The organism is Bradyrhizobium commune (assembly GCF_015624505.1).
Classification (GTDB): domain Bacteria; phylum Pseudomonadota; class Alphaproteobacteria; order Rhizobiales; family Xanthobacteraceae; genus Bradyrhizobium; species Bradyrhizobium commune.
In genome coordinates this window covers 5,204,058-5,220,405 of record NZ_CP061379.1, presented here as the reverse complement: position 1 = coordinate 5,220,405, position 16,348 = coordinate 5,204,058, and the positions used below count along the sequence as shown (strand labels likewise).

Here is a 16,348-nt window from a genome sequence, read left to right as displayed (position 1 = left end):
CCATTCGCCCGCAATCAAGCGGGGCGATCTCTGGGCGAGACAACCAGAGATCGCAGCGCAGGGACGCCCAAAATGTGGCTAGACGGGATCCCACGGGAAGATGTCGGCGGAGCGGTCGAGCTTGTAGAACGAGCCCTTCAACGCCGGCATGCCGTGTTCCGCGATCGATTGCGGCGTCCAGCCTTCGCTCCGGTGCACCGAGCGCAGCGGGCGGTTCTGGCTGAACAGGAACAGCTCGTTCATGCGCGCGCCAAAGATCTGACCGGACACGTCCTTGGCGGCGTCGGAAAGCAGATAGGCGCAGATCGGCGCGATCTTTTCCGGACCCATCTGCTTGATCTTCTCGACGCGCGCCTTCTCGGCTTCGGTCTCGGTCGGGATAGTGCCGATCATGCGGGTCCAGGCGAATGGCGAGACGCAGTTGGAGCGGACATTGAAGCGGCCCATGTCGAGCGCAATGGATTTGGAGAGTCCGATGATGCCGAGCTTGGCGGCGGCGTAATTGGCCTGGCCGAAATTGCCGATCAGGCCGGAGGTCGAGGTGAAGTGCACGAAGGAACCGGACTCCTGCTCGCGGAACAGCCGCGCCGCGGCGTGGCTGACGTAGAACGAGCCCATCAGATGCACCTTGATGACGGCCTCGAAGGCCTCCACGCTCATCTTGTGGAAGATCATGTCGCGCAAAATGCCGGCATTGTTGACGACGCCGTCGAGCTTGCCGAAATGATCGGTCGCGGTCTTGACGATCTTGCTCGCGGGGATCGCTTCCGCGACGCTTTCAAAGTTCGGCACGGCAATGCCGCCGCGCTTCTTGATCTCGTCGACCACTTCTTCGGCAGGCGAAGCGCTCGAGCCGGCGCCGTCGGCGGCGCCACCGGGATCGTTGACGACGACCTTGGCGCCTTCCGCAGCACAAAGCAGCGCGATCTCGCGCCCGATGCCGCGGCCTGCGCCGGTGACGATGATGACCTTGTCTTGCAGTGATTTTGTCATGTCGATTACCTCTCGTTCGTAAACACGATCGTGCCACTTGCGGCGAACATGCCGCCGACCCCGTGACACACCGAAATCTTCGCGTTGGCGACCTGTGCCGGCGCGATGCCGCGCATCTGGCGCACGCTCTCCTGGAGCGCGTACATGCCGTACATGCCTGAATGCATGTAGCTCAATCCGCCGCCATTGGTGTTGAGCGGCAGCTTGCCGCCGGGGCGCGTGTTGCCGTCGGCGATGAACTTGCCGGTCTCTTCGTGCGGCATGAAGCCGAGATCGCCGAGGCCGAACAGCGGCAGATGCGCAAAGGCATCGTAGATCATGAGATGATCGACGTCCTTGTGTGCGATGCCGGCTTCCTTGAAGGCCAGCGGGCCGGCAGTCTTGAACGCGCGCGAGGAGTTGAAAGTCTCCATCTGGCTGACCATCGGCGTCTCGACGCTCTCGCCGGTGCCCATGATGTAGACGGGTTTTTGCGGAAAGTCCTTGGCGCGGTCGGCCGAGGTCAGGATCAGCGCGCCGCCGCCGTCGGTGACGAGGCAGCACTGCAAGAGGCGGAACGGATAGGCGATCATGCGCGAATTGAGGACGTCGGCGACCGTGATCGGGTTCTTCATCATCGCGCGCGGGTTCTTCGCCGCCCATTCGCGCTGCACCACGGCGACGGAAGCCAGCTGCTCGTGGGTGATGCCATGGGTCTTCATGAAGCGCAGCACGGGGATCGGGAACATGCTGGGTGGGCCGTAGACGCCGAATGGCGCCTCGAACTGGCCGTTGAGGCTGTCCGGCGCTGTCGAGCGCGGCGCCTTGCCGATCATCGACTTGCCGCTCTCGGCGTGCGTGATCAGCACGGTCTTGCACAGTCCGGCCTCGATCGCCGCGGCGGCGTGGCGGACATGCAGCATGAAGGAGCAGCCACCGACCGAGGTGCCATCCACCCAGGTCGGTGTGATGCCGAGATAATGGCAGACCTGCTGTGGCGTCTCGACCGCGGTGGCAAAGCCGTCGATGTCGGAGAGTTGCAGCCCGGCATCGGCGATGGCGTTGAGCGCCGCGTCCGCGTGAAGCTGGAGCTGCGACATGTTGGGGATGACGCCAAGCTCGGTGGTCTCGGCCGCGCCGACGACGGCAACCTGGTTTCTGCGCATGGTCTATCCCTTCGCCGGACGGAACACGGGGAGGGTGATCTTGTCGTCGAGCGCCTCGAAGGCGACCTCGAGCTTCATGTCGAGTTGAAGCGCTTCCGGCGTCTGCGGGCAGTCGATGATGTTGCTCATCATCCGCGGCCCTTCGGCCAGTTCCACCACGGCGATCGCGTAAGGCGGCGTGAAGCCGGGCGCGGCGGGGCGGTGGTTGATCACGTAGCTGTAGAGGAAGCCCTTGCCGCTTGCCTTGAACACGGACACCTTGCGCGAGGCGCAGGACGGGCAGAACGGGCGCGGCGGGAAATAGACATGCGCGCAGGCGTCGCAACGTTGCAGGCGCAATTCGCCCGCTTTCGCGCCATCCCAGAAATGCTGGGTCTCCGGCGTCGGTTTCGGTCGCGCGCGCTGCGGTTCGGCCATGTCGGAAAACCTCCCAAGAGACAGGCTTTGCGCCCGTCTGTTTCGATCTTGATGCGACAATTGACCATGGCGCGTCAACGGTCCAGCAGGCAGCATGCATGCCATCATGCGCACAATGCTTGTGTCGAACTGAGCCCGCGCTATAGATTGCGCGCGCCAATATTCCGTGAGACAGACATGCCCGATTTTCCGACACTCGCGAAGCTCGCCGAGGACCTCGAAAGCGGCCGCACCACCTCCCGAAAACTGGTCGAGGCGTGCATCGCCAGGATCGCCGATCCCTCTGGCGAAGGCCAGCGCACCTTCATCCATGTCGACAGGGATGCCGCGCTCGCAACTGCGGATGCGATGGACGCCTTGCGCAAGGTCAAGGGGGCGCCATCGCGCTATGCCGGTATTCCGGTCTCGATCAAGGATCTGTTCGACATCAAGGGCCAGGTGACGCGCGCCGGCTCCCGCGCGCTCGACGATTCTCCCTCGGCCGAGCAGGATGCGGCGACCGTGGCACGGCTGCGCAAGGCCGGCTTCGTCCTGATCGGGCGTACCAACATGACCGAGTTCGCCTATTCCGGCATCGGCATCAATCCGCACTATGGTACACCTAAAGGCGCCTGGAACCGGGCCGAAGGCCACGTGCCCGGCGGCTCGTCCTCGGGCGCCGCGGTCTCCGTGCTCGACGGCATGGCGCATGGCGCGCTCGGCACTGATACCGGCGGCTCCTGTCGGATTCCGGCCGCGTACAACGGTATCGTCGGCTACAAGCCGACGCAGCGCCGCGTGCCGCTCGACGGCGCGGTGCCGCTGTCGTTCTCGCTCGACAGCATCGGTCCGCTGGCGCGATCGGTCAGTTGCTGTGCCATACTCGATGCTATCCTTGCCAACGAGCCGATCGTCCCGTTGAGGCCGCGCCCGGTGAAGGGCATGCGCCTCGCGGTGCCGACCACGATCGCGCTTGACGATCTCGATCCAGAAGTGGCCGAGACGTTCGAGCGCGCGCTAAAATCGCTCGCCGACCACGGCGCCATCATCGAGCGCATCGAGATGACGGAATTCCACGACATCGGCCCGATGAATGCCAAGGGTGGCTTTGCGGCGTCCGAAAGCTACGCCTGGCATCGCTATCTCATCACCGCCAAGGGCGACGTTTACGATCCCCGCGTCTCCGTCCGCATCATGCGCGGCGAGGCGCAGAGCGCGGCCGACTACATCGATCTCCTCAACGAGCGCCGCTCGCTGATTGCCCGCGTCAATGCGCGCATCGCGCCTTATGACGCGCTGGTGCTGCCGACCACCGCCAACACGCCGCCGAAGATTTCCGATCTCGCCGACGACAAGGCGTTCACCACCCAGAACCTGCGCGCGCTGCGCAATTGCACCCTGATCAACATGATCGACGGCTGCGCCATCGCGCTGCCCGCGCATCGCGAGGGCGAAATTCCCGTCGGCCTGATGCTGGCGGGGTGCGGCGGCTCGGACCGTCGTATCTTTGAACTTGCTGCCGGCATGGAGGCCGTCATTCGTGTTTGACCTGACTTTCACCGTCGACGCCCAGGACACCATCAGGCCGCTGACGCTGGCAATCGACCAGATGGTCATCGCCGGCTGGACCGGCCGCGATCCTGTCGCGCGCGACAAGCACATCGCCGAGCTGCAAGAGATGGGCATCGCCCCGCCGGCCTCGACCCCGATCTACTATCGCGCCGCGGCACGACGGTTCACCATGGAAGACAGCATCGAATGCTGCGGCGGCGATTCCAGCGGCGAGGTCGAGTTCGTGCTGATCGGCTGGCAGGGCCGCATCTTCGTCGGCTGCGGCTCCGACCACACCGACCGCAAGGTCGAGGCCTATAACGTCACGGTGTCCAAGCAGATGTGCGACAAGCCGATCGCCTCGACGCTGTGGGAGCTCGAGGACGTCATCGGCCATTGGGACAAGATGATCCTGCGCTCCTACGCCACCATCAAGGGCGAGCGCGTGCTCTACCAGGAGGGCACGTTGGATTCGATGCTGCCGGTCGCCGACCTCATCGTGCGCGGTTTCGAGGGTGGGAAATTCCCCGACGGTTGCGCCATGTTCGGCGGCACCTTCGCCGCCAAGGGCGGCATTCGCCCCGCGGACCGCTTCGAGTTCGAGCTGGAGGACCCCGTGCTGAAGCGGACGATCAGGCATGGGTATGACGTGGTGACACTGCCGGTGCGGGGCTAAGGACGCCGTTTTTGGCGGCGCAGCTCTCTCCGCATCATTGCGAGGAGCCCTTGCGACGAAGCAATCCAGACTGGTTCCGCGGAGGTACTCTGGATTGCTTCGCTTCGCTCGCAATGACGGGGAGAGAGTCGGAAATCGGGTGGCGGCGGGGGCATCGTATTGCGAGAGTCGCGGCCATGACAGCAACAGCCCGCAAATCATCCCCATCGCCCTCGAGCGACCTCGACGCCCACGTCGATGCCCTCGACTGGCCCCAAATCACCGCCGATCTCGACGCCCAGGGCTGCGTCGTCCTCAAGGGCCTGCTCACCCCCGACCAATGCCGGGCCATCTCCGCGCTCTATCCGGACGACGCAAGCTTTCGCAGCCGCATCGTCATGGGCCGCCATGGCTTTGGCCGCGGCGAGTACAAATATTTCACCTATCCGTTGCCCGACCTGATCGCGCAGTTGCGCCCGGCGCTCTACGCGCACCTGCAAGGCGTCGCCAATCGCTGGAACGAGGCGATGGGGATCGACATCCGCTATCCCACAGCGCATGCCGCCTTCCTCAAGCGCTGCCACGAGGCGGGGCAGGCGCGGCCGACGCCGCTGCTGCTGCAATATGAGGCGGGCGACTACAATTGCCTGCACCAGGACCTCTATGGCGAGCACGTGTTCCCGATCCAGGTCGCGATCCTCCTCTCCGAGCCCGGCCGCGATTTCACCGGCGGCGAGTTCGTGCTGACCGAGCAGCGGCCGCGCATGCAGTCCCGCGCCGAGGTCGTGCCGCTCACGCAGGGCGACGCGGTCGCCTTTGCTGTGCATCATCGCCCTGTGCAGGGGACACGCGGCACCTACCGCGTTAATCTGCGCCACGGTGTCAGCCGGATCAGGTCCGGCCAGCGCCATACGCTGGGCGTGATCTTTCACGATGCCAAATGAGCGGAGCCATTGACGGCTGATTTGTTCGACAGCGTTGCCGAGGCACAGCCGTCGCGCGAGGAGATCGCCGACGGCGCCGTGCTGCTGCGCGGCTTCGTCAAGCCGATCGAGGGCGAGCTGATCGAAGCCGTGCGCGCGATCGTGGCGCAATCGCCGTTCCGCCGCATGACCACGCCCGGCGGCCATCTGATGTCGGTGGCGATGACCAATTGCGGCGAGCGCGGCTGGATCACCGATCACACCGGCTATCGCTATGATCCTATCGATCCGCGAACCGGAGCACCATGGCCGGCGATGCCGCCGGTGCTCTGCAATCTCGCCCGCCGTGCGGCGGAGCAGGGCGGCTTCCAAAACTTCGCGCCCGATGCATGCCTGGTCAACCGCTACGAGCCCGGTACGCGGCTATCGCTGCATCAGGACAAGGACGAGCTGGATTATTCGGCGCCGATTGTCTCGGTCTCGCTCGGCCTGCCCGCGACCTTCCTGTTCGGCGGCATGGCGCGGAGCGACAAGCCGCGCCGCTTCCGGCTGGTCCATGGCGACGTCGTGGTCTGGGGCGGGGCTAACAGGCTCGCCTATCACGGCGTCGCGCCGCTCGCCGAGGGCGAGCACGCGCAGCTTGGGCGGAAGCGGATCAATTTGACGTTCCGCAGGACGCGGTGATCTCTTCCCTCATCCTGAGGAGCGCGCCACTTGGCGCGAGTCTCGAAGGATGAAGGCCGAGCTGCGAGAGCCGGGCCTTTCATGGTTCGAGACGGCGCTAAAGCGCCTCCTCACCATGAGGGTCTGCTACGGCTTCGGCGGGTGAATGAACGCCCACGGGCTGACTTCCGAATCCCGCGTCACTTCCACCGAGATCAGATAAGGTCCGCCCTGCGCCAGCGCCTTCTCCATCGCCGCCTTGAATTGGTCAGGCGCCGTCACGCGCGCCGCAGCAACGCCAAACGACTCCGCGAGCTTGACGAAATCCGGATTGACCAGATCGGATGCCACCACGCGGCCGTCAAAGCGCTCGCGCTGGTCGCGGCGGACATTGCCATAGGCGTTGTTGTTGAACACCAGCGTCACCACGCCGATGTTGAATTGCACGGCGGTGGCAAGCTCCTGCACGCCGAACATGAAGCCGCCGTCGCCGGTGATGGCGACGACCGGCTTGTCGGGATTGGCGATCTTGGCCCCCAGCGCGGTTGGAAAACCCGAGCCGAGCGTGCCCTGATAGCCCGACGTGATGAAGGTGCGCGGCTGGTAGATCGGAAAGCCGTACCAGGAGGCGAAGCCGACCTGCGACAATTCATCGGTGACGATCGCGTTCGGCGGCAGCACCTCGCGCAGGATGTTGAGATACGCCATTTGCGGCTGGATGCGCTGGATTTCCTGTTGCGCGGTCGCAGTCGCCTCGCGGATCGCGGCGCGGCGGCCGGCGGTCTTGCTGTAGCCGGCCTTGCTGACGGCAGCCGTGAGATCGGCAGTCGCCGTCCTGGCGTCGGCGACAATGGCGGTGTCCGAGATGAAGCGCCGCATCTCGACGGGATCGATGTCGATGCGGATGCTCTTCAACCCGCCGGGCCGATACGGCCAGCGCGACATCGTCGGCAGCTCCAGCCGCGAGCCGATGCCGATCATCAGATCGGTCTTTGGCCACAGCTTGTAGGCGGCGGCCATGGTGAGCCCGAGCTCATGCGCATTGGAGACGATGCCGCGGCCGCTGCGGAAGGCGACCACGGGTGCATCGATCATCTCGGCGAGCTCGAGGATCTCCGCGCGCGCCTCGATCGCGCCGCTGCCGACGAAGATCATCGGCGCCTTGCTGGCCTTGATCAGCGCAGCCGCCTGCCTGATCAGATCAGGGTCGGGAAGCGGCGCGGGCAGCGGCTCCAGCACCTGCGCAGCCGCAGTCTCCGCGCGCTGCGTGAAAATGTCCCAGGGCATTTCGACCGAAGCGGGGCCGCGCCGTCCGGACGTCATCTCCTGAAAGGCGCGCGCGACAGTGGTCGGCGCGTTGCCGGGTGTCTCAATGCGGTCTGCCCATTTCACATAGGTGCGTAGAGTTGCGAGCTGGTCCGGCATCTCGTGCAGATGGCCGCGACCCTTGCCGAGAAACTGTGTCGGTACCTGACCGGTGACGCACAGCACCGGTTCGTTGCAGCCATAGGCGGTGAGCAGCGCCGCGCTGGCGTTGAGCACGCCGGGGCCGGGCACGACGCTGAACACGCCCGGCCGGCCGCTGGAGCGCGCATAGCCGAACGCCATGTAGCCGCAGGCCTGCTCGTGCCGCGCGCCGATCACCTTGAGCTGGGCCTGGTGGAAGGCGTCGAACAGTCCATAGATCTGCGCGCCGGGCAGGCCGAACACGGTGTCGACGCCATGCGCAACAAGCCCGCTTACGATCGCTTCGCCGCCGGTGAGGGTGGTCATTGCATCATTCCATTCGTATTGTTGATCAGGCTTCGTCGACGACGCCGTTGCGTAAAGATCCGATGCCTTCGGCTGCGACCTCGATGACATCGCCGGGCTTCAAGTAACGCGGCGGATCGAACCGGGCACCGGCGCCGGTCGGCGTGCCCGTGACAATGATGTCGCCGGGGACGAGCGTCGCGAAGGTCGAGATGTAGCTGATGAGGGTGCGGAACGGAAACATCAGCCGGCTGGTACGGTCGTCCTGCCTGAGCTCGCCGTTGACATGCGTGGTCAGACGGATGTCGGCGATCTGCGCTTCCCTCGTGTAGGGCACAAGCCACGGCCCGAGGCTGCCGCTGGAGTCGAAATTCTTGCCCTGCGTGACGTTGAATTTTGCGTGGCGCAGCCAGTCGCGCACCGAACCTTCGTTGCAGAGTGTGAGCGCTGCGACGTGATCGAGCGCAGCGCTTTCAGCGATGTGCCGCCCGGCCTTGCCGATCACCAGCACGATCTCGCCCTCATAGTCGAGCTGCGCCGATGCGCGCGGGCGCACCAGCGGCGTGTCGTGGCCGACGAAGGAGCGGGGCGAGCGCATGAACATGCTCGGATATTTGGGCGCGTCCTGGCCATCCTTGTACTCGGCATTGCGGTCGGGATAGTTGACGCCGATGCAGATGATCTTTTCCGGCGCCGGCACTGGCGGCAGCCAGGTGATATCGGCGAGCGCATGGTCCGGCCTGCGGCCGGCCGCCTGCTCGGCGAGGCTTGCAAGCTTTCCCGCGGCGATCACCTCGCGCAGCGTCGGATAGTCCTCGTGGTGCGGCGAGAGATCGACGATGCCGCCCTCCAGGACGGCGCCGTAGCGGGTTGCACCCTTGACGGAATAGGTGGCGAGGCGAGGGAGCTTCATCTTCAGTTTATCTCTCTTGTCGTCCCGGCGAAGAATATCAATCCGCGACCAGCACGTCGGCTACAAACTTCGGGTCGCGCACGGCCTGGCCCGTGAAGGGCGACCCCTGCTCGAACCAGGAGCGTGGCGCCGGTGCGCCCCACAGCGTCTGGCGGCGCGGATCGCGCAGCGACCAGCGCAGCGGCTCGTGGTCGTGATCGCCGGTGAAGTAATCGCTGGTGTAGAGTTCCAGCCGATGCCCGTCGGGATCGCGCACGTAGAGGAAGAACGCGTTCGAAATGCCGTGGCGCCCGGGGCCGCGCTCGATGTTCTTGACGAAGCCAGCGGAGGCCATGACGTCGCAGAGATGGATGATGTTCATCGCCGTCGGCGTCCAGTAGGCGAAATGATGCAGCCGCGGGCCCTTGCCGTTGGTGATCGCGAAATCGTGGACGTTGCCCTTGCGATGCATCCAGGCCGCCGCAATGCGTCCGTTCGGCCCATCCTCCTCGGCATATTCGGTGAGGCGGAAGCCGAGCTGCGCGTAAAACTCGACGGTGTCCTGTACCTCGGCGGCGAAGACGTTGAAATGGTCGAGCCGCTGCGGATGGCATCCCTTGTAGAGGTCGAAGCGGCGGAGCAGGTGCGGCCGGCGGTCCATCGAAGCATAGAGCTCGATCTGGTAGCCGAAGGGGTCGGTGAATTGCAGCGTGCGGCCCTGGAACGGCTGATCGACGAAGGCGTAGTTGAGGCTGTTCTCGGAGAGGAACCTCGCGGCCTTGTCGAGATCCCTGTCGTTGCCGACCTTGAAGCCGAGCCTGTTACAGGCGGGCGCGGCCGCCTTCCGCAGCACGAGAGAGTGATGCTGATGCTCTTCGGCCGCGCGCAAATAGACGACATTGTCGTCGGCGTCTTCGACATGCAGGCCGACAATGGTCTCGTAGAACGCGCGGCTCAGCTTCAAATCGGTCACGTCGAGCACGACGTGGCTCGAACGGATGATGTTGAACGGCGGCTCGAAGATGTGTTGCGGTACCGGCATTGACGTTTCCTCTCGGAATAACGAGTCCTACATTCCCAGCTTTTGAATCTTGTGCGTGCCCCGCGCGAGCGAGACGTGCTTGGTTTCCATGTAGAAGTCGAACGAATAGTCGCCGCCGTCGCGGCCGATGCCCGAGGCCTTCATGCCGCCGAACGGCGTCGGCAGATGGCGGACGTTTTCCGAATTCAGCCAGATCATGCCGGCCTCCAGCGCGTCAGCGACGCGCAATGCGCGGCCGACGTCGTTGGTCCAGACATAGCCGGTCAGGCCATAGCGGATGTCGTTGGCGATCTCGATCGCGTCGGCTTCGTCCCCGAACGGCAGCACGGTAAGGAACGGGCCGAACACCTCCTCCTGCGCCACGCGCATCTTGCCGTTGGCACCGGTCACCAGCGTCGGCTCGACATAGTGGCCGCCGCCCGGGCCGTCATACGCCTTGCCGCCGACCGCAATGGTTGCGCCGTCCTGGCGTGCGACATCGAAATAGGAACAGACTTTTGCCAGATGCCGCTCGTGGATCAGCGGCCCGATCTCGGTCGCGGGATCGAGGGGATCGCCGACCTTCAGCGCCTTCACGCGCGCGGTCAGCTTCTCCACGAATTTTTCCGCAATGCTGGCCTGGATCAATAACCGGCTCGACGAGGTGCAGCGCTCGCCATTGAGCGAGTAGATCATGAACACCACCGCATCGAGCGCGCGGTCGAGATCGGCATCGTCGAACACGATCACCGGGTTCTTGCCGCCGAGCTCGAAATGCACGCGCTTCAAGGTCGGCGCGCCCTGAACCATGATCGCCGAGCCCGTCGCGCTTTCGCCGACGAAGCCGATCGCCTTGATGGCGGGATGCTCGGTCAGCGCCTTGCCGGCCTCTTCGCCAAACCCGTGCACGGTGTTGAGCACGCCGTCGGGAACGCCGGCTTCCTTGACCAGCCTTGCCAAAATCGCGGCCGTCACCGGCGACCACTCGGCCGGCTTGTGCACGACGGTGCAACCCGCGGCCAGCGCAGGCGCGATCTTCCAGGTCGAGAGCATGAACGGCGTGTTCCACGGCGTGATCACGCCGACCGGGCCGATCGGCACGCGGGTCGAGATGTTCCAGTGCTCATCGCTCGGCGTGTTGAGGCCGTCACGAGCCTCGGCGCATTTGTCGGCGAAGAAGCGGAAATTCTCGGCGGCGCGGACCGCGGCCTTGGCCATGAAGCGATAGGCCTGTCCGGTGTCGATGCATTCGAGCACGGCGATGTCTTCGGCATTGTCCTCGATCGCGTCGGCGACCCGATGCAGCAGCTTCTTCCGCATCGCCGGCCCGATGTCGCGCCAGGATTTGAAGGCGAGCGCCGCCGCAGTCGCCGCGGCGTCGATGTCCTCGGCGTTGCCGCGCGCGACGCTCGCAAGCGTCGCGCCGTCGACCGGCGACTTCGTCTCAAACGTTTCACCTGAGATCGACGGGACGATCTTGCCGTCGATCATGTGGCCGATGCCGTCGGCGCGCAGGGTCTTCAGCAGTGGTGCTGCGCGGTCGCGGTTGGCCTGGAACACATCGGCCTTCGGGGTGGGTTTATCCATGGGCAGCCTCCACTTTCAATGCGCCGTGGATGTTGTTGCGCTTCCAGCTGGTGTCCTTGTCGTTGATCTGCATGTCGAACGACAAAGCGAATTTTGAGCCGGCGAAGACCGGATCGAGATGTTTTGAAAGCGCCTGGAAGACTTGCTCGCCCGCCTTCTTGCGGGTCGGCAGGTCGCGGCCCTCGCCGATGCGCAGCACCATGTCGAGAAAGCCGTAATCCTGCCGCGCATCCGCGATCGCATAATGCTCGCAGCGGATGGCGCGGACGCGGATGCCGCCGAGCGGGAAAATGCCGGTCTCGACCGCCGCCTTGCGCACGACTTCGCAGACAGTGCCGATGTCAAGTCGGCTATCGAGATTGGCCGAATATTCAATCGTGAAATGCGGCATGGCGGTTTCACTCCCTGTATTTTTATTCGTCAGGCGAAGTAGCAGCTCACCGAGCCGTAGGCGCCATAATCGGCTTGGATTGTGTCGCCCTTGCGGGTCTCGATTGGACGGATGAAGGAGCCGGCAAGCACGATTTGGCCGGGCTCGAGCGCAAGCCCGAGCGGCGCGATCTTGTTGGCGAGCCACGCAACGGCGGTCGCGGGATGATTGAGCACGCCAGCGGCGAGCCCCGTCTCCTCCAGCTGGCCGTTCTTGAAGCACAGCGCGCCGATCCAGCGCAGATCGGCGTCCAGCGGGCGGATCGGCCGTCCGCCGAGCACAATGCCGGCATTCGCCGCGTTGTCGGCGATGGTGTCGTAGATTTTTCGCGCCGCCTTGGTCCTGGGATCGACGCGCTCGATCCGCGTATCCAGAATCTCCAGCGCGGGCACCACGAAGTCGGTGGCGTTGAGCACGTCGAACATCGTGCGGTCCGGCCCCGCGAGGCGCTTGCTCATGACGAAAGCGAGCTCGGCCTCGACGCGCGTCGCGATGAAGCGCTCGGTCGGGACCTGGCCGCCATCGGCAAAGAACATGTCGTCGAGCAGCACGCCGGAATCCGGCTCGTTGATGTTGAGCGCGCTCTGCATCGCCTTCGAGGTCAGGCCGATCTTGTGGCCCTTGACCACGCGCCCCTCGGCGATCTTGACCTCGACCCAGGCCTTCTGAATCGCGTAGGCATCGGCAATGCTGATGTCGGGAAAATCCTGCGAGAGCTGCCGGATCTGCGTACGGGTCTTCTCCGCCTGGTGCAGACGCCTCGCGCAAGCTCGGATATCGTCGTTGGAAAGCGCCATCCGCGATCTCTGGAAATCATGGTGCCGGAAGTTACTTAACATGTTAAGTGTATGCGTCAAACCCAAATCGGGCTTGCTGCACTGCAAACGTTTTGCGGTTTGAAAGGGCGACTTTGAAAGGGCGTCAATGGCGAAGCGACCGGCTGATCCTAGCCCAAATGCACCTGCCGCGCGGCAGGTGCCGATGCGCGACTTCTCGCGCTCGCTGCCGATGTCGCTGCTCAGGGCGCGCGAGGCGGTGATGCGGCAGTTCCGCCCATCGCTGCGCGAGCACGGGCTGACCGAGCAGCAATGGCGTATCCTGCGCGCGCTCGCGGCCATCGAGGCCGTCGAGGTCACGGAACTCGCACGCACCGCGTTCCTGCTCGGCCCGAGCCTGTCGCGCATTTTGCGCGATCTGGAGGCGCGCAATCTGATCGAGCGCAAGACCGCGAAGGCCGACCAGCGCCGCAGCATGGTGTCGATCTCCAGGGAGGGCGTGAAGCTGATGGCCTCCGTGGCGCCGTCCTCGGAAGCGATCTATGCCGAGATCACGCGGCGCTTTGGCGCACGCAAGCTCGTCGAGTTGCAGGAGATGCTGGGCGAGCTCGAGCAAAGCCTCGCGGGGCTCGGCGCCGCCGACGAGGCAAGTGCCGAGGAGTGAAACCAGATATGCGCAGAGGCGCGGCAACAGCCATGGACATGGCCGCGTTTTTTCGCTCAAAGTGCCGCTCAAGCCGATCCGTCCAAATCGGCACCGGAAAGCAGGATCGCCCTCGTGGCGCTCGTCATGGTGACGAAGGTCCCGACAACGGTCCAAGCAACAAGAAGGAAGGCAACGTGGCGAACAAGGTCAAGGAAATCTGGAAGTCGGGCAAGGCCGTGGTCAACGCGTGGCTCGCGATTCCCTCCGGCTTCTCGGCCGAGATGATCGCGCAATGCGGTTTCGACAGCGTCACCGTCGACATGCAGCACGGCGTGCAGGATTATCTGTCGATGGTGCAGTGCTTCCAGGCCATGGACAAGCATCCGGTGACGCCGATGGTCCGCGTGCCCTGGAACGAGCCCGGCATCATCGGCAAGGTGCTCGACGGCGGCGCCTATGGCGTGATCTGCCCGATGGTCAACACGCCGCAGGAAGCGAAAAATCTCGTCTCCTATTCGAAATATCCGCCGCAGGGCGTCCGCTCCAACGGCCCCATCCGCGCCGGCATGTACGGCACTGCGGGCTCCTATCAGAAGACCGCGAACGCCGACACCGTGCTGCTGCCGATGATGGAGACCAGGACCGCGGTCGAGAACATGGAAGCGATCCTCGATGTCGAGGGCCTCGACGGCGTCTATATCGGCCCGTCCGATCTCGGCTTCTCCTACGGCCTCGAGCCGAAGCTGGATCGCACCGAGCCCGAGATCCTCGCGATCTACGAGAAGATCATCAAGGAATGCGGCAAGCGCGGCCTCAATCCCGGCATCCATTGCAGCGGCGCCGAAGGTGCGGCGCGTGCCATCAACATGGGCTTCAAGCTGGTGACGCTCTCGAACGAGGTCGGGTTGATGACGACCTACGCCAAGATGCAGGTGAATGCGACCCGCAAGGATTCGGGCGGGAAGGCCTGAGATCTCGCGAATGGCGAATGGGGAGTAGCGAATAGCGCTACTCCCTTTTTCCATTTCGCCACTCACTACTCACTATTCGCCCAAGGAGACCTCCCATGACCATCAGCCCCGTCATCCGCCTGCATCCCGATGATGGCGTGCTGACTGCGCGCGCGAGCCTGCCGCCGGGGACGGTGGTGGCCGACGGCGTCACCACGGTCGAGCGCATTCCCTCCGGCCACAAGGTGGCGATCAAGCCCATCGCGGTCGGCGAGCCGGTCATCCGCTACGGCCAGATCATCGGCTTTGCGACCCAGGCCATCGCGCCGGGCCAGCATGTGCACGTGCAGAACATCGGCATGGGCGATTTTGCTAAGGACTATGCCTATTGCGCCGACGTCAAGCCGACGCCGAATTTCGATCTGCCGGCGACGTTCGAGGGCATCCGACGCCCGGACGGCCGCGTCGCTACCCGCAACTATATCGGCATTCTCACCTCGGTGAATTGCAGCGCGCATGTCGCTGGTCTCGTCGCCGATGTCTTCAAGAAAAATCCCTTCACCGGCGACAACCCGCTCGCTGATTTCCCCAATGTCGATGGCGTGGTCGCGCTGACCCACAAGACCGGCTGCGGCATGACGCAGAACGAACCGCTCGCGCTGCTCCGCCGCACGCTCGGCGGCTATGCGCGGCACGTGAACTTCTCTCATGTGATCGTGCTCGGCCTTGGCTGCGAAGTGAACCAGATCGGCGGCCTGATGGAGGAGCAGAAGCTCGCCGGCCGCCTGCGTGCGATGGACATCCAGGAGGTCGGCGGCACCCGCAAGACGGTCGAAGCCGGCATCGCCTTCGTGCGCGAGGCGCTGGCTGACTCGAACAAGGTCAAGCGCGAATCCGTGCCGGTGAGCGAACTGACCGTGGCGCTGCAATGCGGCGGCTCGGACGGTTATTCCGGCGTGTCCGCCAACCCGGCGCTGGGTGCGGCCAGCGATCTCATCGTCCGTCACGGCGGCACCGTGATCCTGTCGGAGACGCCCGAGACCTACGGCGCCGAGCATCTGCTGACGCGCCGCGCGGTCAGCCGCGAGGTCGGCGAGAAGCTGGTCGATCTGATGCGCTGGTGGGACGAATACACCGAGCGCGAGGGCGCCGAGATGAACGCCAATCCGAGCCCCGGCAACAAGGCCGGCGGCCTCACCACCATTCTGGAAAAATCGCTCGGCGCCATGGCCAAGGCCGGCACCACCAATCTCGTCGATGTCTTGCGCTACGCCGAACCGGTGACCAAGCGCGGCTTCGTGTTCATGGACACGCCCGGCTACGATCCGGTCGCGGCGACGGGGCAGGTCGCCGGCGGCGCCAACCTCGTCTGCTTCACCACCGGTCGCGGCAGTGTGTTCGGCTGCAAGCCGGCGCCGTCGATCAAGCTCGCCACCAACACGCCCATGTACAAGCGCATGGAAGACGACATGGACGTCAATTGCGGCACCATCCTCGAAGGCGAGGAGAGCGTCCATCAGTGTGGCCAGCGCATCTTCGATCTTATCCTCAAGACCGCCTCCGGCCAGCCGACCAAGAGCGAGAGCTTCGATTTCGGCGGCGCCGAGTTCGCGCCCTGGGTGCTTGGGGCAACGATGTAAACGCGCTGCGGCGGTATCAGCCAACGGCATGTCGCCTGCTTAAGTAATTACGCGGATCGTCATTTGATCGCGCGAGTTCCTGCGCTAACGCCTGCTTAATATCGTCAGCCGTAGTTCTTAGCGATGTGAGCTTGATTCCTTTTGGGAGCGCTCGCCTCTGCGACAAGAATCGCGCTGCATTGGTGTTCGACCTAATGGAGCCGCTGAGACCCTTGGCGGATCGACTTGTCCTAGAGCGGGTTCGCAGCGAAACATTTAAGTCGGGGGATCTCAAGCGCGATGGCGCATACCGCCTCAAATGCGGAATTGGCTAAGCAGCAGTATTACT

Annotated in this window: 17 protein-coding genes; 8 read left to right on the top strand and 9 right to left on the bottom strand. The window is 64.5% G+C overall.

The annotated features are described in order from the left end of the window. Positions 1-78: 78 nt before the first annotated feature. The 3 genes from IC761_RS24615 to IC761_RS24605 are packed head-to-tail and all read right to left on the bottom strand — an operon-like array spanning position 79 to position 2,555. Positions 79-993, bottom strand: coding sequence for an SDR family oxidoreductase (locus IC761_RS24615; RefSeq protein ID WP_195799264.1), 915 nt, complete (start codon positions 991-993; stop codon positions 79-81). Positions 994-998: 5 nt separating this feature from the next. Continuing rightward, positions 999-2,138, bottom strand: a complete 1,140-nt coding sequence (locus IC761_RS24610) for a thiolase C-terminal domain-containing protein (RefSeq protein ID WP_195799262.1) — start codon at positions 2,136-2,138, stop codon at positions 999-1,001. Between the two features lie 3 nt (positions 2,139-2,141). Further along, the gene (locus IC761_RS24605) at positions 2,142-2,555 is read right to left on the bottom strand and encodes a Zn-ribbon domain-containing OB-fold protein (RefSeq protein ID WP_195799260.1); all 414 of its coding nucleotides are present in this window, start codon (positions 2,553-2,555) and stop codon (positions 2,142-2,144) included. Positions 2,556-2,732: 177 nt separating this feature from the next. On the opposite strand from IC761_RS24605, the gene IC761_RS24600 reads away from it, so the two are divergent. The 4 genes from IC761_RS24600 (at position 2,733) to alkB (ending at position 6,347) form a co-directional block, all read left to right on the top strand. Next, complete coding sequence (locus IC761_RS24600) at positions 2,733-4,082, top strand: amidase (protein WP_195799258.1); 1,350 nt, start codon at positions 2,733-2,735, stop codon at positions 4,080-4,082. After that, positions 4,075-4,761, top strand: a complete 687-nt coding sequence (locus IC761_RS24595; protein WP_195799257.1) for a DUF2848 domain-containing protein — start codon at positions 4,075-4,077, stop codon at positions 4,759-4,761. The genes IC761_RS24600 and IC761_RS24595 overlap by 8 nt, the downstream gene beginning before the upstream one ends. Positions 4,762-4,937: 176 nt before the next feature. Further along, positions 4,938-5,684 carry a 2OG-Fe(II) oxygenase gene (locus tag IC761_RS24590; protein WP_195799256.1) on the top strand — a complete coding sequence of 249 codons (747 nt, stop codon included), beginning with the start codon at positions 4,938-4,940 and terminating at the stop codon, positions 5,682-5,684. Between the two features lie 9 nt (positions 5,685-5,693). Then, on the top strand, positions 5,694-6,347 hold the full coding sequence (alkB, locus tag IC761_RS24585; RefSeq protein ID WP_195799255.1) for a DNA oxidative demethylase AlkB: 654 nt from the start codon (positions 5,694-5,696) through the stop codon (positions 6,345-6,347). A gap of 126 nt (positions 6,348-6,473) precedes the next feature. Here alkB and IC761_RS24580 read toward each other — a convergent pair whose 3' ends face one another. Genes IC761_RS24580 through hpaH form a run of 6 tightly spaced genes read right to left on the bottom strand, consistent with a single transcriptional unit; the run spans position 6,474 to position 12,805 of the window. Continuing rightward, positions 6,474-8,099: a thiamine pyrophosphate-dependent enzyme gene (locus IC761_RS24580; RefSeq protein WP_195799253.1), complete on the bottom strand. Its 1,626-nt coding sequence runs from the start codon at positions 8,097-8,099 to the stop codon at positions 6,474-6,476. Between the two features lie 25 nt (positions 8,100-8,124). Further along, the gene (locus tag IC761_RS24575; RefSeq protein WP_195799251.1) at positions 8,125-8,991 is read right to left on the bottom strand and encodes a fumarylacetoacetate hydrolase family protein; all 867 of its coding nucleotides are present in this window, start codon (positions 8,989-8,991) and stop codon (positions 8,125-8,127) included. A 37-nt stretch (positions 8,992-9,028) separates the two neighbouring features. Next, positions 9,029-10,012 (bottom strand): 3,4-dihydroxyphenylacetate 2,3-dioxygenase, encoded by a 984-nt coding sequence (gene hpaD, locus IC761_RS24570; RefSeq protein WP_195799249.1) that lies wholly within the window; start codon positions 10,010-10,012, stop codon positions 9,029-9,031. A 27-nt stretch (positions 10,013-10,039) separates the two neighbouring features. Next, entirely contained in the window at positions 10,040-11,578 is a 1,539-nt protein-coding gene (gene hpaE, locus IC761_RS24565; RefSeq protein ID WP_195799247.1) for a 5-carboxymethyl-2-hydroxymuconate semialdehyde dehydrogenase, read from the bottom strand. After that, positions 11,571-11,969, bottom strand: a complete 399-nt coding sequence (locus tag IC761_RS24560; RefSeq protein ID WP_195799245.1) for a 5-carboxymethyl-2-hydroxymuconate Delta-isomerase — start codon at positions 11,967-11,969, stop codon at positions 11,571-11,573. The genes hpaE and IC761_RS24560 overlap by 8 nt, the downstream gene beginning before the upstream one ends. Before the next feature lie 29 nt (positions 11,970-11,998). Continuing rightward, positions 11,999-12,805 (bottom strand): 2-oxo-hept-4-ene-1,7-dioate hydratase, encoded by an 807-nt coding sequence (gene hpaH / locus IC761_RS24555; RefSeq protein WP_195799244.1) that lies wholly within the window; start codon positions 12,803-12,805, stop codon positions 11,999-12,001. A gap of 127 nt (positions 12,806-12,932) precedes the next feature. On the opposite strand from hpaH, the gene hpaR reads away from it, so the two are divergent. From hpaR to IC761_RS36175, 4 genes are all read left to right on the top strand, one after another. Further along, positions 12,933-13,448, top strand: a complete 516-nt coding sequence (gene hpaR / locus IC761_RS24550) for a homoprotocatechuate degradation operon regulator HpaR (protein ID WP_195799243.1) — start codon at positions 12,933-12,935, stop codon at positions 13,446-13,448. Between the two features lie 176 nt (positions 13,449-13,624). Further along, positions 13,625-14,401, top strand: a complete 777-nt coding sequence (locus IC761_RS24545; protein WP_195799242.1) for an HpcH/HpaI aldolase family protein — start codon at positions 13,625-13,627, stop codon at positions 14,399-14,401. A 95-nt stretch (positions 14,402-14,496) separates the two neighbouring features. Then, on the top strand, positions 14,497-16,020 hold the full coding sequence (locus tag IC761_RS24540) for a UxaA family hydrolase (protein WP_195799241.1): 1,524 nt from the start codon (positions 14,497-14,499) through the stop codon (positions 16,018-16,020). A gap of 194 nt (positions 16,021-16,214) precedes the next feature. Next, the gene (locus tag IC761_RS36175; protein ID WP_368367113.1) at positions 16,215-16,334 is read left to right on the top strand and encodes a hypothetical protein; all 120 of its coding nucleotides are present in this window, start codon (positions 16,215-16,217) and stop codon (positions 16,332-16,334) included. Positions 16,335-16,348: the final 14 nt, after the last annotated feature.

Bases quoted from the DNA above. Each gene is read 5' to 3' on its own strand.
- IC761_RS24580 (WP_195799253.1), bottom strand. From the start codon at position 8,099: ATGACCACCCTCACCGGCGGCGAAGCGATCGTAAGCGGGCTTGTTGCG.
- hpaD (WP_195799249.1), bottom strand. From the start codon at position 10,012: ATGCCGGTACCGCAACACATCTTCGAGCCGCCGTTCAACATCATCCGT.
- hpaE (WP_195799247.1), bottom strand. From the start codon at position 11,578: ATGGATAAACCCACCCCGAAGGCCGATGTGTTCCAGGCCAACCGCGAC.
- hpaR (WP_195799243.1), top strand. From the start codon at position 12,933: ATGGCGAAGCGACCGGCTGATCCTAGCCCAAATGCACCTGCCGCGCGG.
- IC761_RS24575 (WP_195799251.1), bottom strand. From the start codon at position 8,991: ATGAAGCTCCCTCGCCTCGCCACCTATTCCGTCAAGGGTGCAACCCGC.
- IC761_RS24615 (WP_195799264.1), bottom strand. From the start codon at position 993: ATGACAAAATCACTGCAAGACAAGGTCATCATCGTCACCGGCGCAGGC.
- IC761_RS24610 (WP_195799262.1), bottom strand. From the start codon at position 2,138: ATGCGCAGAAACCAGGTTGCCGTCGTCGGCGCGGCCGAGACCACCGAG.
- IC761_RS24560 (WP_195799245.1), bottom strand. From the start codon at position 11,969: ATGCCGCATTTCACGATTGAATATTCGGCCAATCTCGATAGCCGACTT.
- hpaH (WP_195799244.1), bottom strand. From the start codon at position 12,805: ATGGCGCTTTCCAACGACGATATCCGAGCTTGCGCGAGGCGTCTGCAC.
- IC761_RS24590 (WP_195799256.1), top strand. From the start codon at position 4,938: ATGACAGCAACAGCCCGCAAATCATCCCCATCGCCCTCGAGCGACCTC.
- IC761_RS36175 (WP_368367113.1), top strand. From the start codon at position 16,215: ATGGAGCCGCTGAGACCCTTGGCGGATCGACTTGTCCTAGAGCGGGTT.
- IC761_RS24605 (WP_195799260.1), bottom strand. From the start codon at position 2,555: ATGGCCGAACCGCAGCGCGCGCGACCGAAACCGACGCCGGAGACCCAG.
- IC761_RS24600 (WP_195799258.1), top strand. From the start codon at position 2,733: ATGCCCGATTTTCCGACACTCGCGAAGCTCGCCGAGGACCTCGAAAGC.
- IC761_RS24540 (WP_195799241.1), top strand. From the start codon at position 14,497: ATGACCATCAGCCCCGTCATCCGCCTGCATCCCGATGATGGCGTGCTG.